Genomic DNA, 17,941 nt, shown 5'->3' with positions numbered 1-17,941 from the left:
TATCGTGACATTTTAATCATGCCATTCCATAATCTGACTTGCTCTCGTTTGTCTTTTATTGAGGTAATTCTGTTTGACATACCCAAAGTTCAAATTCACCCCAAATCGAACACCTAAGGATTGAGAGTCTTTCCAATTGGTAATATTTTTAACGAGATCATCTGATATCGCATAAACTTTAATGCCAGGAAAGCCAATACTGACTGCACCACCCACACGCGAAATTCCACTTTTGTCAGCAGTATAGTTGACACCTATACCTAAAAAATCAGCAAATCTTTTATTTGCACTAATGGAAAAACGAGGATTAAAATAATCTTCTATATAACTAAAGCCCACCGTACAACCAATGATAAACTTATGTCCTAAATCAATACTTCCTGCAAGGTTGGCGTACATTGGTAGGGTAGTGATATAAGAACTTTGATCACTGTTTTCCATTTCATGAAAATCAAATAAACTGACCAAAGAATCATATTGAGGATTAGGAGTGTCAAGGTTTTCATTATTGAAAACATCTTGTGGGTTTGACCCCGTAAGTACCATAGTGTTATAATCTTCGGCACCAAGTCTATAGTCTTGTCTAGAGTTACTCCAGATAATTTGGCCGATGTTGGTAGCCGCTAATTCTAATAATACTTTGTCCGTTAATTGGAAAGTCACTCCGAGATCAAATGCATAACCATTTCCCGCACCCCCTGCTAAATAAGAACCAAGTTCAGCGGAAGTAATCTCTTTATCTGAGGTCAATAATTTATTGAAACCAGCACTTCTAATCGGAGCATCACCCATAGCAACCGTGATAGGATAGTTGGCGGCATCTTCTGTTTTTAATGTGATTTGGGCATTTTTCATGTTGATATTCATCAAACCAGAAAGATATTTTGCATTGACCCCAAATGTCCAACGGTCTTTGATATTATAATTAAAACCAAAGCCGTATTCTCTATAGTGACTCAGGTTAAATGAAGGAGCGATATTGAATTCTCTATTAAGGTTGTCAGGGTGAGCAGTTCCTTTTGCAAATAATTCTCCTACATCCTCTTCAATTTGCATTACACTAGATATTCTTTCTCTTACAAAAAGGCTGATACTAATTTTATCTGAAGTGATGGTCAACCCTACTAAATCAACAACGGCGGTTGATTCCATTACATTTTGATCCTGCAGTTTTTCAAAGAATTTTTCCAAATCAATGTTGTTCCCGTCCAAATCTTCGGTGAAAATATTGTTGTATGAAAAAGTGGTCGATTCTGCATTCATATAAACCGAAGGTAATACCACTGATGTTTTATAAACGCTCTTATGTGCGGGGTTTAATTGCAAGGACTGAGGCATGTCTTTCATAAAGTAAAGCATGGTTTCCTGTTGTCCTAAACAAGTCAGTGCACTTAACAAAAGTACACTTAGAGTAATATATTTCTTAAAATTATAAATCATCAGGAGATAGCGTTATAGAAGCAAAAATACCCGCTTTAAGGAGTAGGCGTTGCCCTGGAAGGAAAGGTACAATTTTTCCATCAGGTGTACTAAACCTCCCTTCTATATATATGTATTTTGCATCAACTAATCTTTGAGCATCTTCTTTTGTAATTCTGAAAGTACTTTGTAGTGTGGTAGGAGCAACCACTTGATTATTGGCATCAATAGCAGCTGATTTCATAAATACAAAATCATTTTGATTCATTTCAGAACTTAAATCAATCTGATAAGGAGTCTCGTCATCAATCGCATCTTTGGTGTAGATGGATAACACACCACTCATTGGGAAGTGATTTTCTACCCCAAGAAGTATCGTGGCAGAGTCAATGCTATTTATACTTTCTTGAAAATCTTGTACTCTGAGTATTGAAGTAGAAAAGGTGACATTATCCATTCCTATTTCAAAGGGTATTTTAGCGATAAATTGTTCTTTTATATAAGAATCGTCTTCTACATAATAGTCAACTCCTTTCCTCATCTGAATTTGTAGATCACCTCTCATTATCAATTTATTGGGCTTGACGTCTAAGGCGGCTTCTGGCTTTAGGAAAGTAAGAGTGTCTATTTTTTCGTTCAATTGATTTCTTGGTCTCCCAATTTCAGAGGAAGAAAATACAATAGGGACAAGTGAGTCATCAATAGAGCTTTGAGCCAAAACCTCAATATTTCCAGCAAAAATATCCAATCCAAATGTGTTATAGGAAACAATATCCAACTGAAATTCTGATAAAGTGACACTGCCACCTTCTAACGAATTTTCAAAAATATTGATGTCCATCGATTTCTCAGCGATGGGTATATCAAGATCAATATCTACAAATGGAGTAAAATGTAAACCACCTACTTCATTAATTTGAATACCTTGATTGGGCGATGGAGCTACTGTATAGGGAGCGTTTTGTCCACTTACCGCATTTTTTAGACGTAAAGCAGTGCTGATACCAGAAGAAGTATTTACCTCTGAATTGATGATTTCTAATTTTAGTTCAGCACTAACGTTGGGTTGCATCAGAAACCCTGCCTGATCGAGGATGGTGGTGTCGTTACTGTTGTTGTATTGAATGAGTTCAATCGAAAAAAAAGATAAAACATCTGCTTTATTGATAAATGAAGCAACGAATTCACCTTTTGCTACTTCTAATACATTGACATCAAAAAAAGGATTAACAGTGGTAACAGGAATAATTACCTCTTTAGTGAGAATGATATTTTCAAAGGAAGCCAGTAGAGGAACAGAGAGTCCTGTTTGTAATTTAAAAGACGGATCATTCAAAATATCCTTTCCAGTGATGAGCGGCTTAATGGTGTCTTTTTGAGCTTGCGTCTCCCAAGATTTATATTCCAAATACCAAGGAGTGACATCAGTATGTAAGCTAGAGCGATCCAAACTGTCTAACAAATTCACCAGTTCTACATTACCGTCCAATAAAGGAATCGCAATTGACTTTGATTCCAGAGGTTTAATTCCTACATCATTAAAATCACTAGGATTAAAACCACAAGAAATTAGACACAATGTTATTAACAGTACATTTAAGAGTGCTAGAAGCTTCATATTAAAAAAATAGTTGAATGATCAATTTAAGCTTTTTTTTACATTTATCAATTTTAAAAAATGAAGGTTGAATCATCAATTTTTATACATGCGTCTTTTGTGATTGTCAAATTTATCATAAAAATGTCGCATAACTTCCATTATAAATTGAAGGGCGATTGTAATGTTGATAAACTAATGTACTGATCAAGCGAAATTCATCAACATAAGCAATCATTTTTTGATATATCGATAAGTAATTATTCTTGAAAATGGATTGGAATAGGAATTCTATTTAAGTGTTTAAATCTGTTAAAAATAAATAAAAAGTGTATTTTGTACATGAATTTTGGTAAATAAGTATAGGTATGCTAAATAAGTATATTTAATTACATACTACAAACAACTATTAATACAGAAATATCCATTCATTTTATGAAAATATCAGAATTGTCATGCCCAAAATGTGATAGTAATTCCTTCATTAAGAGCGGTTTTGTGAAAGGAAATCAACGCTACAAATGCAAGAGTTGCAACTATAATTTTTCAGTTCCTAAAAAAGGGAGAGAGGTCGAGCGGAAGTATGTGATCAAAGCACTTCAACTATACTTGGAAGGTGTGAGTTTTAGAGAAATTGAAAGAATATTGGGGGTCAGTCATGTCTCAGTGATGAATTGGGTGAAGAAATATAATATTCCGCGTTTGGAGACAGATGCCTATGCACCTTCTTATCAATTAATGAATCACAGTGAATTATTGACCTATATTATCAATAGAGAAAATCTTGAAAGTGGGTCTTCTGTCATTACTCAGGTAGGAGATAAGTACATGGTCATTTCTTGGAGTAATAGAAAATAACTATACTTATTTAGCAGAGGTATATTTAAATTCCATTTTTTTAATTCTCAATATCTATATTCAAAGCCGAAAACTTCAGTAATAATTTTAAACACTTAGACTTTACATTGATGAGTTTCAGTATTACACCTACTGAAATAACATAAGTCTATTACTCAAACTTTACGACATTAATGATTAGCAGAATTAACAACTTAGAAGACTACGCTGTAGCCTATAGACGCAGCGTGAGCGAACCTGAACGCTTTTGGTCAGAAGTAGCGGAACAATTTGTATGGAGAAAGAAATGGGACAAGACAGTTGAACATGATTTCGACAATTACAATGTTAGTTGGTTTACGAATGGTAAGCTGAACATCACCGAAAACTGCTTGGATCGTCACTTACTATCTAGAGGTGACAAAACAGCGATTCATTGGGTTGCCAATGATCCACATGAAAAAGACAGAATCTTTTCTTATCGTGAACTACACGAGCAAGTATGTCTTTTTGCCAACGTTTTAAAAAGAAACGGAGTTGGTAAAGGAGACAGAGTATGTCTTTACATGCCAATGGTCCCTGAATTAGCCATTGCTGTTTTGGCATGCGCTAGAATTGGAGCGATTCACTCTGTAATTTTCGGAGGTTTCTCGGCTCAAGCATTAGCGGATAGAATCAATGATGCAGGAGCTAAAATTTTGATTACTGCCGACCAAGGTCCTCGTGGTAACAAAGTGGTAGAGCTAAAGCAAATTGCAGATGAAGCATTGTTCCAATGCCCAGATGTAGACAAAGTAATCGTGTACCAACGTACTGGCGGAGACGTGAAAATGGATCCAGAACGTGATGTGTATTGGCACGATGAAATCAAATCAGTACCAACAGTTTGTGATCCAGAAGTGATGGATTCAGAAGATCCATTATTTATTTTATATACTTCAGGATCAACAGGAAAGCCTAAAGGTGTAGTACACTCAACAGGTGGCTACATGGTCTACACTTGGTACTCATTCAGAAATGTATTCCAATACCAAGAAAATGATGTGTATTGGTGTACTGCCGATATTGGTTGGATTACAGGTCACTCTTACATTGTTTACGGACCTTTATTGGAAGGTGCGACTTCAGTAATGTTTGAAGGTGTTCCTACTTTCCCTGATGCAGGCCGTTTTTGGAGAGTTGTAGATCGATTAAAAGTAAACATTTTCTACACAGCACCTACCGCAATTAGAGCACTGATGGCTCAAGGTTTGGAGTATGTAGAGTTATATAAATTAGACAGCTTAAGAGTTTTAGGTACGGTAGGGGAACCGATCAACCGTGAAGCTTGGGAGTGGTATCACCAACATATTGGTAAAGGAAGATGCCCGATTGTGGATACTTGGTGGCAAACGGAAACGGGGGGCATCATGATATCACCTATAGCAGGCGTTATTCCTACTAAACCAACCTATGCTACGCTACCATTACCAGGTATTCAGCCTGTTTTAGTGGATGGAGAAGGTAATGAGATTGAAGGAAAAGGAGTAGAAGGAAACCTTTGTGTGAAATACCCTTGGCCTTCAATGTTGAGAACGACTTGGGGTGATCACGAACGTTGTAAGACGACTTACTTCTCTACTTTCAAAGGATTATACTTCACAGGTGACGGTTGTCGTCGTGATGAGGACGGTTACTACAGAATTCTTGGTCGTGTGGATGATGTAATGAACGTATCAGGTCACAGATTAGGAACTGCAGAAGTTGAAAATGCAATCAATATGCACAATGCAGTAGTTGAATCTGCAGTAGTGGGTTATCCTCATGATATCAAAGGTCAAGGCATCTACGCTTATGTAGTTTGTGACTCAGCAGAGTTAGAAGTAAGCACAATTACTGAACTGAAAGAACAAATTCTTGAAGTGGTGATTGACAAAATTGGTAAGATCGCTAGACCTGATAAGGTTCAAATCGTAAGAGGTTTACCGAAGACGAGATCAGGTAAAATTATGCGTCGTATCTTAAGAAAAGTTGCTGAAGGTCAGACTGACAACTTCGGTGATACTTCAACACTACTAGATCCTTCAATTGTGGAAGCAATCAAAGAAGGTGTAGTAAAAGACGATGGCGTAAAAGCGTAATGTTAGAATACTAAATACGAATATATAATTTTAAGGATCGAGCAGTTTGTTGCTCGATCCTTTTTTGTTATTGTATTATAAGTAGTAAGTAGAGTTGAATTATTATTTTTGATAATAACTTTGATAAGTTTTACTTTGTGGGGATAAAATTGAACTAAAAGATAAAGTTATGGCTAACAGGAATTTGATTCGATTTGATTGGGCAATGAAACGCCTTTTGAGAAATAAAGCTGATTACACTGTTTTAGAGGGTTTTCTTTCTGAATTAATGAAAGAAGATATAGTAATTGAGAGTATTCTCGAAAGTGAAAGTAATCAACAAATCGAAATCGATAAATACAATAGAGTCGATATTCTTGTGAAGAATGCCAAGGGAGAACTTGTTATCATTGAGGTGCAAAACCAATTGGAATATGATTATTTCCAACGTATGATTTATGGTTCTTCTAAAGCTGTAACTGAATATATTTCTTTAGGTGAATCTTATAAACAAGTCAAAAAAGTTTATTCTGTAAATATTGTCTATTTTGATCTAGGTCAAGGTGAAGATTATGTTTATCATGGGAAAACGCATTTTTTAGGTATTCATAAAAAGGATAGCTTGGAATTATCAGCAAAACAAAAAATGCTAATGGGAAGTAACGTAACACCTTCTGATTTATTTCCAGAGTATTATGTCATTAAAGTAAATCAGTTTGATGATGTGGCTCGAGATACTTTAGATGAGTGGATATACTATTTCAAAAACAACGAAATCAAAGAAGAATTTAAGGCCAAAGGATTACTTCAAGCAAAAGAACTACTTCGTGTAGATCAACTATCTGAAGATGAACAAGCAAAATATAAACTACACCTAAAGAATTTAAGAGATGAAGCAAGCCGACTTTTTACTTTAAAAGCTGATGCCGAATTTAAATTAATTGAAGAACGAAATATCGCTATTGCCAAAGGATTAAAGAAAGACGGAGTTCCTTATGAAATAATAGCTAAAAATACGGGGTTGACAATTCCTCAGATCGAATCACTTTAGTTTTAAAAAAACTAGAAAAAATACCCCATCATTAAATAAAATAAACAAATATATGAATGATTGTAATGATGGGGATAAAATTATAAAACACTAAAACTCTTACTCACCAACAAATTCCCTTCTTCATCCAAAGTACTCATCTTATATTCCCCTTCAATTACTTCCTCTTCACTTTCAAAGTACCATCCCAAGAAAATATTAGAATTGCTTAACCCGTTTTGCCTCCATGAAGTTTGAGTGTAGGAAATCTGTCCATTCTCATCTTTAATTGGATGATTAATGTGAACCATATGCTGACAAATCTTTGGAGCCTTATCATGATTTTTTACTGTAAATCGTAGACCGATATACTGATTGATTTTCGCTGATATTTGGTCAGTTTCTTCTAATAGAACAGGTTCATTCGCTATTTTACGTTCTCCTCCTTCATCAGTATTTCCCAGCATTTTGTAAATGCCGAAATCCACGATAACGTATTCAATGACCTTCTCTTTCAATTGATATTTCTCAATCAACATCTTCGCATGTTCTTTGATTTTAGTAGAGCTACTATTTTCCAAAGAAATGATATATTGGTAGTATTTTGGAAGATGGGACATGATGGAAAGCATCGGAATTTTAATCTCAGTTTTTTCGCTTTCGATTAATGGAACACCATCTGTTTGTTTGAATATTTGTAGATAAATATTCGGATTGGATAGTTTTGTTTGAGATAAAAAGTATCTGAAAATGGTTGAATAATCTACCTTACTCATTTCCAGTAACTCGTAATATTCTTGAGGTGATTTTTTAAGATGAAGCACCAAAGCCTCCTCAGAAATACAGCCTAGTAAATAGAGCACTCTTTTTTGTAACGCATCAGGGAGATGATCAAAAAGGTCTTTAATTGAAGTTTCTGAATAATCATCCTCTTGATTAAATCTCCATTTATCGATTCCATATTGACTAATCAGTTCCACTTTTTCTTTGTCCCCGCCGTAAAGTAAAAATGACTTGATACTGTTTCGCCATATCTCTTCATGATTGAATCTCATGTCAGAAGACAGTAATTCCTCTATATAATCGGCAGGGCAATTTTGATCAATGATTATACAATGCGTGTGAGCATAATAAATATTCTCTTGATCAAACCCTTGTTGCAATAACGATAGTACTCGCTCACCATAAATAGGAGTTAGATTTTCTCCATTTTTTTGAAGAATAATATAACGCCACCCCTTGATCTTCCATAATTCCTCTTGGGCTTCTTTTGGGTTAAGCTCATCCTCATATTCGATATTAATATCTTTTATAATGGTTTGCAACAACTCCTTATGCTGTTGCCAAGTATCCCATTTGATGTACTCACAAAAGGTTTTTTCCCCTTCAAGCCTATTCTTAAAATAGATTGGATAGTCTTCGAAGATAAACTCCTTTTGAAGTTTACGGTCAAAATAATCTACAATCGATTTTTTATAATTGACCTCTAAAGGTGCATCTCCAATCACCTTTTTTGCTTCAGCTAATAGTTTATTTTGAAGTCTAAAAGGAAGTTTTTGAATGCCTTTAGTAAGGTTATATTGATGAGGTGTACATTCACATTTCACACTGAATGCCATGTTTCTTGTGCCTTGCCAAATACACAACATTTCCTTGTACTCAATACTATCCTCAGGATTTGAAGAATGATAAAACTGTTCCATTGCGTATCCCCAATATCCTTCTTCAGTAAGACCAAATTGGAGTAATAGATCAAGCATACTCAAAAACTGCTGAGGAGTGTCGTATCGATAGGGGTGTTCTTTGTAAATCTTATCTAGGAAATGAACTGTTTTTACAGGTGCAATTTGAAAGGCTGATTTCAATACAAAACGTAAAACCTTGATTTGATTTATTTCCTCTTCATTAAAAATGTAATGAATAGCCACTAACAACTTTTGCGTTTTATCAGAAAAATTATCCATCCAATCAATATGAGGTTGCTCCTTCGAAATAGGGCTGTCTTCCTCTATTTTCAGATGTTTTTCTAATAGCTGAGAAGTTTTGATACCTAAGTTTTCTGACTTTAAACTTTCAATAAAAAGATGATACTCTTCTGCTAACTTTTCATATTCCAACCTTTGTTCTTCTTGATAGTAATCAGGAGCTTTTTGAACTTCTCCTTTTTTAATAATCAAATCTGAAAAAGTCATAGATCGAATTAAATCACTCACCACAGCATCATATAAATGCTTATTCATGAAATTTATAGCATTTATAGTTAATTCATCTTGATATTTCTTTTTTCTATCATTATGAACTAAATAGGAAGCAAGCACTACTACTTCTACATTGCCATAACTTTTATGCGAGCGACTTTTTTTCTGTTGAAATAATGATTGATTTAAAAGTGAAATTGCCTCTTGACGATTTTCTTCAATCAATACATAACCTTTCTCAAGTTGTTCTCTCGTTACAGTACTCGAATAGCCTCCAAATTCATTTAATACAAACTCTAATTCTGAAAACCAATGTGCTTTATATCTCGATTGAAACTCTGGCTCAGAACAAATCTGATGCTTTGCTAAAATTGTTTGTGTATCATTTTCAAAAGGCTTTCTATTTAACCATCTAAAAATAAGATCTAAGAGTCGAAGAGCCATTTGTTTTTCAGTGTTTTTGATGTTTCCTTTTTTTCTCCAATGAATAAAGTGAGCTTTTAAAACTCTATCCAAGTCTTCATACAAATCCCCATTACTATGAATGTATTCTTGCTCAAACAGTAAGATCAAATCACTATCATGTGTATCGATTTTTTGATACAGATTAATGGCTTCAACTTCAGAAAAGTCAAACACCTGTTCACCCATTTTGATATAGTTCCAAATTTGTATTCCATTAGAAAAAGAGTCTAGAATAAAAGGTTTCCAGCATCCTTCCAAATCGGTTTTAGGTGCACGTTTTTCTTTGATGGATTGAAGGTAGGCTACATATTCTTTGTGACTAGGTACAATAGGTTGCTGATTTTCTTCTTCAATGTATTGTGTGATTTCATCAATTTCCTCCCTCGCTGATTTATGGACAAAAGTGTGCTCTAGGTATTCCACTTCATCGAAACCCTCTTCCTCTTCTGGATGATGAACCATGAGGAGTTCAATAACGATTTCCTTGATTGGATTTTCAATATAATAGCGTTCATCATCAGTATGCTGTAAAAATGGAAGTGCCTTAAATCTTTCTGCTAAGGTCTTTTTGAAAAATTCATAAGCGGAAGGATCATTTCTGAAATGAGTAATTAAATCAAAATGACAATCCACTTTTTCAAAAGAATAACCATAGATGTCAAAACCTAGCATAACCTTCCTTGCAGAACTGTTGTCACAATAACAGTAGGCTTTGATCGTATCTGAATTAATTCCGAATTGTTTACTCCACGCAGATAGTGTCTCCAATGATTCAGGCATATGTTCATCATCCCAATAAGGAATAAAAAAGCTTCCCAATAAATAGCCGTATTGTGGATAAACCGTGGTAAATAACGTCAACCATTCTAAAGCAAAAGGCTCTTCACAATTGATCCACATCTCAGAAGAATCATTCGTTTCCCTTGAGAAAGTTACTACATCTTCTACTACTGACTTTACAACTTCTTCTAATTCTGGAAATCGTAATGCATTGGCAAAGAAAAGCGTCTCAGTCAACATTGAATCTTCTAAGTTCTCAGTTGTTGTGCCATACTTTGATTTCACATGTTTACTCAGAACAGTATGCTCCGCAAATACGTCTTTTGTAATTGCTTCTGAAGGCTTGAATTGAATCACACAATAGTCGTCCCTAAATCCTCTTTTTGAAATGACCAAATTTGCATACTTTTTTGATGCCTCAATGATAGATTCAATATCATTTGGATTATAATCTAGGACATATTTTGCCTCGTATTCTTCGTACATTTTGATGGAGTAATATATAGGGGCTGTCGCAAAATCTATTTTTCATTTTTATCTCGCAAGTGTTAAGCCGATAGGCGCCACTTGTGAGGATACATAGGCGAAGTCTCCCGACTTCGAGATGAATGAAAGTGACAAATTTTTATTCGAAGTCTGGAGACTTCGCCAATAAGTAGTTCCAAGTGACGCTAGCGCTGAACACTTGAAACATGGTGACTTTAAATCACAAAATTTGGTTTTACTACAGTTCCTTGATTTGAAATTAGTTTATTTATTTTGACTATTCGTAGGACGTTTTACTAAAACGTCCCTACAGAGTTTGATTAAAAATATAGACTAATACACCCTACATTCCATATCCTCTTTACAACCCTCACTAACTCTCAAGCCAAGAAGTGCTGCTTCTGACATAAAGAAGCTGTAAAGGTCACTTTCATTACGAAAGAAATGGACTTCATCTAGTTCAGGTTTACCTTCAAGAATAAAAGAGTTTTCATCAGTACCATCAGATTGTAAATTTTCTTCAGAAAGGCTGAAATTCATATAAGCATGGCTTACTGTATCCACAATATCTCTATCTCTATCTTCAACTTTGGCAGGGGTGAGTTCGCAACCAACATAGAAGTGGATATTCTGCTTTAACCTTCCATAATCAAATACAAAAAGATTGATGTAAGGAGTGAAATTGATCAACATTTCGGGTTCACAACCAAACATTCTTTGCGTTGCATCATCATAGAAATTGGACCAATTGTCTTTATTTATTTTTATTAGTTTTCTCATTTCGATATTTAGTTTGATGTTACTCCTTCTAGTTTTTCTATGATTTCCGAACCAATGATTTCTTGTAGTTCATCTCTGATCATTTTCTTAAATATTAAATTGGAAGTTTGATTTTCAATAGTAAAAATGAGTGTATTTTGATGAACTTGTGTTTCCTCCGAAGCTAGATAAATAGTGGGTTTTATAAGGTAATAAGGAATTGACTTACCATCAGAAGTATTGATGACAGCAGGAATGAAGAAACACCCAAATGGATGATGTTTTCCAATTGCTTTTACTACTTTTTCAGAAGCCAAAACATAATCACAAATGATGATATCATTAAGGTCACTTTCTGTTACACCATAACCATCAAATTGAACAGCTTTATAAGGAACAATAGGTTGATTATTTCTTAATAATTGCTCTCCTTCCTCTATAACAATTCCTTCTCTTTTTGGACTATTGAAAGTGTAGTAACCATCACTTTGTTCTTCCTCACAATGATCTTGTTTTAGTTGAGTAAGCACTTCAGATTCTATTAAGAATGACTTTTCAGCGATAAGATTTCTTCGCCAATCATTGATTTTAAAACTGTATTCACCGGAAATTAATTCATCAGCGGTCTCAAAAGTCCAACCTGCAAAAATTGCTTGTCCATTCTTTCCTTGTTGCGTCCATTCACTGCGTTCCGAAGTCTTGACTCCATCTTTTATAACAGGATGTTGGACGTATACCGTATGATTAATAATGTCTCTGTCATCATTTTCGCCAACGACAAAGCGAAGACCGAACGTAGTACCTATTTTTGCGACAATTTTGTCAGTTTGATGCTGAAGATTTATTTCAGAGGCAGAATAGTCATACACCCCAAAGTCATAAAGGCTTTTACAATCTTCGACAACAGGTTCTTTTACCTTTAGTTTTTGAAGAATATGACGTGCTTTATCTTTAATTTTTCTAGAAGAATCATCTTTGAAAAGACCAATAAGCTGTTCTGCACCGGATTGATTTTCAAAATGATCGATTAAGCTATTTTTTCTAGATTTATTCAATTCAGAAACTACACCATCTAACTCACCTCTTCTTCCAAGTTTTCCTAAATAATTACCATAAGCTTTTTCTTCTTGATCAATACAGTATTTTATCAAACAGGTTTTATCAGCACCTAACGAGAATACTCTGTTAATATAGTAGGTATGTGCTTGCTCTTTTATTTCATCATCTTTAAAGTTACGATCAATGATATCATTGAATTTAAGTTTTCCTTCTCTGACCAACTTCTCTTTATAACCTCTTTCTAAATCATTAAACAAAACGGAGAAAGAGGCAGAAGAGCCATTCGATAATAATTTGATCAAACGATCTTGTTTACTTTCGTGAAGTCCCCAGAAAAACTGTTCAAAAGAATAGGACTTATAACTGTCTACATAAGTATGGAAACTTTTGCGGTTAATTTTTGACCAGAAGAGCGGAGCAAAAGTATCGTGATCCAAATTGCCTTCTATGTAGTCTATCATTTTAGAGACCATATCAGAAACACCCTCTTTGGAATCTTCTTCCCAGTTTATAGTGAAAAAGACATGCAGATAATCATGAAATAAGCCTTCGGTTTCCTTGTCAAAATTATACTCTTCATCAGAAGCTGAAAGATCACGATGGAATTGAACTACATTAATATCATCTGCAGATTTCAAGCCCTCTTTCAATTGTTCAACCCTGTAATGAAGCATATCAAACATTGCATCGTTTTTATCCATTTGCTGGACCATTTTAAATGCATTGATCCATGGTAAATACCTTTTGAGGTCTTTTACAGTGCCTTTTCCATAACTATTTTGAGATTTGACGATTTCAAATGCAAATAGGAGGGAGTCAGGAACGCCCACTTCAGAGAGAGATTGGAAGAACGCTTTTTCTTTTTGAGGGGATTCAAACTCCAAATCACCATAAGAGGAAGAAGCTGTTTTAAGCATTTTATTCAATACCCAAAAAGGTGAAAGTGCCAACATCAAATTCCAAAACCTTTTGGCTCTTGGATCATCTTTAGAGTATGAAAGCGTTTGAGCCCAGAAAGAGAAAATTAGAACCTTTGATATATTGTTATCGAATCTTAAAATGTAATAGCTTCTTTGTGTTTTTGAAAAATGATGTATTCTAGCTCCATTATGCTCTTCCTCATAGGGAACAAGTGTATCATTTAAGAGCGTCATCATTTCCTCATGACTAATCAGAGGAGTATCTACAGAAGTGATATAATTGTTGATTTTCTCTTTGGTATCTTCAGAAATAGGATCTGAAAAACGATCTCTTTCAGTAAAAATAGAAGCTACTTTTTCCCACTGAAATGCCTGTAAATATTCTCTTAGTTGTAAGGTGTATTGATCTTCGATTCCATTTTGCTCATCCGTTTTTAGCATATAGCTGGCAAGGGCGATATCACCTGCATTATGCTTACCTAAATGATCGGTATTATAACATCCTCTTGATGTAGAAAGACAATAATCTAGTTTTTTCAATAGATCAGTGTCAATTGAATCTCTGTCATAAGGAGTAGAGAACTCTTCAACAATAGAGGCCATTTGTTTCACCAACAGCGGAGGTAATTTCCCATTTTCTGCATAATTTTCCTCACTATATCGATCATAAAACTCGGAGGTGGAGAGACAATATTCTTCCTTGTCTTCAATGATACGCTCACATAAATCATCCACAAAAGTGGGTTTACCCAATAACACATAGAAGACATCCAACACTCTGAGTAGTTGCTGATATCTTACTTCACCTCTATGCTCAGGTAGTGGATTGAAAGCTTGAGGGATATCATCTGCGTAAAGAGATTCATCATTAAATAGTGTAAGATCATCAATGATTTCTCGTAGACAATGATCCATTTCATCCACCAACCCTTTATTATTATTCAATGGGTTACAATCATCTTCAAGATCTACACCTGGAAGATGATAACAGATTTTATGATAAAGTGCAGGACTACTCTTCAATGCCAAATCCATTAAATCCACTTTTTCCAATGAATTAATAAGTGCTTTATTTTCTCCATTCTCCACATACTGCCATATTTGAGCACCATTTTCTAAGGCCATCACAAACGCCCTAAAATCCATAATGCCCTCACCCGGAGTATAAGTATCTTTACCAGTATATTGTCTCGCTTCTTTTTCTAGTTCACCCTCACCATCCAATCTCATTAATGGCTGATCAGTACTATTAAGAATGGAATTGTAAAGATCTGTAGCCTCGTTTTCAATGGTGTCAGAAACGAAGAATTTGGAGATAAATTCGTCCTCCTCATCGTGGATAGCATCTACACTTCCATTTAATGTATAAAAAAGACTTAAAACGGGATTTTCACTATCATCTTCCCCTTTATAATACAGCATAGGTTCATCTAATAACCTATCTTTTATACTTTCCTTGAACCAAGTATATTCTTCTTGGTTTTCTTTTAAGAAATTAAATAAAGTAGGATTTTCATCTTGTGGGAGATTGCCATGATAATACCCTATTCTCATCATTCCAGCTCTGAAATTAGGGTTGTCACAATACAAATAGGCTTTGATTAATGGGCGAGTCCAGCCGTGTTGCTTCACTAATTCAAAGAGGTAGCAATCATAGTCACATGTATAGCGTTCATCCCAATACGGAATAAGGTATTGAGCAAGTATATAGGCATAATTAATATCATGACAGGCTAACAAATACAAAGCAACAGCTCCATAAGCATTGGCATTGAAAGCCCACATGGACTCACTATTGTTGTAATGACGGCTGATTTCTGCAATTCCTTTTGCTGTTTTTATTACCTCTTCTTTGAGTTCTTCGTGTTCCAAAGCAAGTGAAAACAATAAAGGTTCAGAGAGGAGTGAAGTTTCAAAATCATCTCTATAAGAGTCCTCTTGTTTCATTTGGTCAAAAGAAGGACTTCGTACAGCAAAGGCTTTTTTGAAGGTTTCAAAATCTTTAATATCTGATGTTTTCAGGTTTCTTGGTTCATCACCAGAGTTTTCCATAAATTTCACATCCATCTCCATGTGAAATCCTTTGTTTGAGATAGCCGTTCGGTTATTTAGTACTACTTGATATTTCTGTAGAGCTTTTTTGATTGATGCAATGTTATCTTTCTGTAGATAGATAACTTGGTTTTTGGTGTATTCTCCCACTGTAATTTATTTTTTCGAGGTCATCTATTTAATGTGGGAGTGAATTTAGAATGTTATGAGTAAGGGGTGAATTATAATTGATAAGTGTGTTTTAAAACTTGATAAGTGCTTTTTCTCCATAATAAAGCACCTGACAAAGTCTAATGTCAATAACTCATAACATATTTTTTAATCAAAAATAAGCCTGTGATATTCGTTGATGAAATGCAACTAACTACAGATTCAACTGAAGGTCTAAATTATATATGCGAATTTTTTTAACTGTATTGCAAATGTGTTTTGTATTGAATATTTCAGCACAAACACTAAGTGATTCTCAATTTGATACACTAAATGATTTAATCCGTAAAGGGTCAGTCAATGGGAATATCATCCATAAAATAGACAGTTTGTTTGAAAACAATAAAAATACAGCATTTGATAAAGCAAGATTGTATTATTTGAAGGCTATTTATTATGCTGATATTGATAAATCAGATGAGGCTGTACTACTCTTTAAAAAGTCACTCAATTATTTTATTAAAGAGGGCGATTTGACCTTTGAAGCTCGGGTTCGCTTGGCTTTGTCAAGAATTTATGCTGATGATAATCTTTTTGTAGAGTCGAGTACAGAACTGTTTAAAGCAAGAAAAAATGCAATAGAAGTAGATGATAAAGTATTGACGGCTAAAATTATAGAGAGCCTTGCACATTTATATTATAAAAAGGGAGATTTGACACATGCTCTAATTGAATTGGAAAAGGTGATTCCTTATTATGTGGAGTTTGATGATAGTGTAAAACTTTCTAGAGTTTGTAATAACCTTGCTGTATTGTATAAAAATGAAGGGGCTTACCAAAAAGCAATTGCTTATAATGTAAGATCACTAGAGTATGGAATTTCTTACAGCAACAAATGGGAGATCTCTCAGTCTTATAATAATATCGGGACCAATTACCTCAATATGTTTTTAGAGACGGATAGTTTGTACTATGCAGATATTGCAATTTGGTATTACAACAAGTCTGCAAAATTAAAAAAGTTATATCCTCACAAATGGAATAATGCATTGGCAAACTTGGAAGAAGTTTACAATGCAATGGGGGAGGGAGATCTTGCGGTAAAGTATGATAAGGAATTAATAAAGCATACTTACAATTCTCCAAAATACATGAAAGTGATTTATGAGAAGAGTTTGAAATACGCTATTCAGAACAAGCAGACAGAGAAAGCATTAATGTATTATTCTAAGTTGGATTCTGTAGAAAATATTCTGAAAGAAAAGATTTCCTATGATTTTGAACAGATGCTCAATACACAAGATCAACTTTTTAAATCGGAAAGAGAGAAAGAGAAAATCAAGCAAGAAGAAGAGGAAAAGCGATTAGAGGCAGAAAGAGAATTTGAGCGAATTATTCTGACATTAACTGCGGTGACTGTCATAATTGTGATTCTGTTCTTACTGTTCCTGCTTTATTACAAGAATATTCAGCATAAAAATGAGCAAGAACGTACTCAGTTGAAAAATACAATATTGAGGAATCAGATGAACCCACATTTCATTTTCAATGTACTTACAGCAATACAAAATACATTGTTTGATAATGATCCTTTGACTACTTCTTCGTATATCTCTCGTTTTTCAAAGTTGATAAGGCAGAATTTCGATTTGACACACAAAGAAAAAATCACTTTGTCAGAGGATTTGAGTGCGTTGACTAATTATATAGAAACGCAACGGATTCGTTTTGGACATAAATTTAATTATAGAATCTCTGTAGAAGAACAAGTGGATTTGGAACATTCAGAAATACCACCAATGATGCTACAGCCACTATGTGAAAATGCCATTGAACACGGCCTTCGTAAAATCAAAAAAGATGGTTTTTTAGAGGTGAAAGTGACTAAAAACGAAGATAAATTAAATTTTGAAGTTATTGATAATGGTATTGGTCTTCAAGGCGTTTCGGAAGATAAAAAAGAACATTCACTTTCTGTATTAAAAGCTCGATTGGCCATTATGGGTAATGGTGATGAGCATACACTTTCCATAAATAATAGAGATGATAGCACTGGAGCTGTTGTCAGATTTTCACTCACACTAAACTAA

The 17,941-nt window shown here is 34.5% G+C and carries 9 protein-coding genes; 4 read left to right on the top strand and 5 right to left on the bottom strand.

All coding sequences use genetic code 11. The features are described from left to right. Positions 1–12 precede the first annotated feature (12 nt). On the bottom strand, positions 13–1,440 hold the full coding sequence (locus PL77_RS03820) for a DUF5723 family protein (protein WP_044201951.1): 1,428 nt from the start codon (positions 1,438–1,440) through the stop codon (positions 13–15). Beyond that, positions 1,430–3,037, bottom strand: coding sequence for a hypothetical protein (locus PL77_RS03815; RefSeq protein ID WP_044201949.1), 1,608 nt, complete (start codon positions 3,035–3,037; stop codon positions 1,430–1,432). Before PL77_RS03815 ends, PL77_RS03820 begins: the two co-directional genes overlap by 11 nt. 414 nt (positions 3,038–3,451) lie before the next feature. Here PL77_RS03815 and PL77_RS03810 point away from each other — a divergent pair, with 414 nt between their 5' ends. The 3 genes from PL77_RS03810 (at position 3,452) to PL77_RS03800 (ending at position 7,003) form a co-directional block, all read left to right on the top strand. Continuing rightward, positions 3,452–3,874 carry a helix-turn-helix domain-containing protein gene (locus PL77_RS03810; RefSeq protein WP_156152231.1) on the top strand — a complete coding sequence of 141 codons (423 nt, stop codon included), beginning with the start codon at positions 3,452–3,454 and terminating at the stop codon, positions 3,872–3,874. A 173-nt stretch (positions 3,875–4,047) separates the two neighbouring features. Then, positions 4,048–5,973, top strand: a complete 1,926-nt coding sequence (acs, locus tag PL77_RS03805; protein WP_044201947.1) for an acetate--CoA ligase — start codon at positions 4,048–4,050, stop codon at positions 5,971–5,973. A gap of 169 nt (positions 5,974–6,142) precedes the next feature. Then, positions 6,143–7,003 (top strand): Rpn family recombination-promoting nuclease/putative transposase, encoded by an 861-nt coding sequence (locus tag PL77_RS03800; protein ID WP_044201945.1) that lies wholly within the window; start codon positions 6,143–6,145, stop codon positions 7,001–7,003. An 80-nt stretch (positions 7,004–7,083) separates the two neighbouring features. Here PL77_RS03800 and PL77_RS03795 read toward each other — a convergent pair whose 3' ends face one another. The 3 genes from PL77_RS03795 to PL77_RS03785 all read right to left on the bottom strand — a co-directional run bounded on the left by PL77_RS03795 (position 7,084) and on the right by PL77_RS03785 (position 15,851). Continuing rightward, the gene (locus PL77_RS03795; protein ID WP_044201943.1) at positions 7,084–10,911 is read right to left on the bottom strand and encodes a DUF3859 domain-containing protein; all 3,828 of its coding nucleotides are present in this window, start codon (positions 10,909–10,911) and stop codon (positions 7,084–7,086) included. Between the two features lie 333 nt (positions 10,912–11,244). Further along, on the bottom strand, positions 11,245–11,691 hold the full coding sequence (locus PL77_RS03790) for a hypothetical protein (protein ID WP_156152230.1): 447 nt from the start codon (positions 11,689–11,691) through the stop codon (positions 11,245–11,247). 8 nt (positions 11,692–11,699) lie between these two features. After that, positions 11,700–15,851, bottom strand: a complete 4,152-nt coding sequence (locus tag PL77_RS03785; protein WP_044201938.1) for a DUF3859 domain-containing protein — start codon at positions 15,849–15,851, stop codon at positions 11,700–11,702. Positions 15,852–16,096: 245 nt separating this feature from the next. Between PL77_RS03785 and PL77_RS03780 the strand changes: the two genes are divergently transcribed. Next, on the top strand, positions 16,097–17,941 hold the full coding sequence (locus tag PL77_RS03780) for a histidine kinase (protein WP_082026388.1): 1,845 nt from the start codon (positions 16,097–16,099) through the stop codon (positions 17,939–17,941).

The organism is Flammeovirga sp. OC4, from assembly GCF_000812565.1.
In the GTDB taxonomy this organism is placed as follows: Bacteria; Bacteroidota; Bacteroidia; order Cytophagales; family Flammeovirgaceae; genus Flammeovirga.
This window is presented reverse-complemented; position numbering and strand designations above follow the sequence as displayed.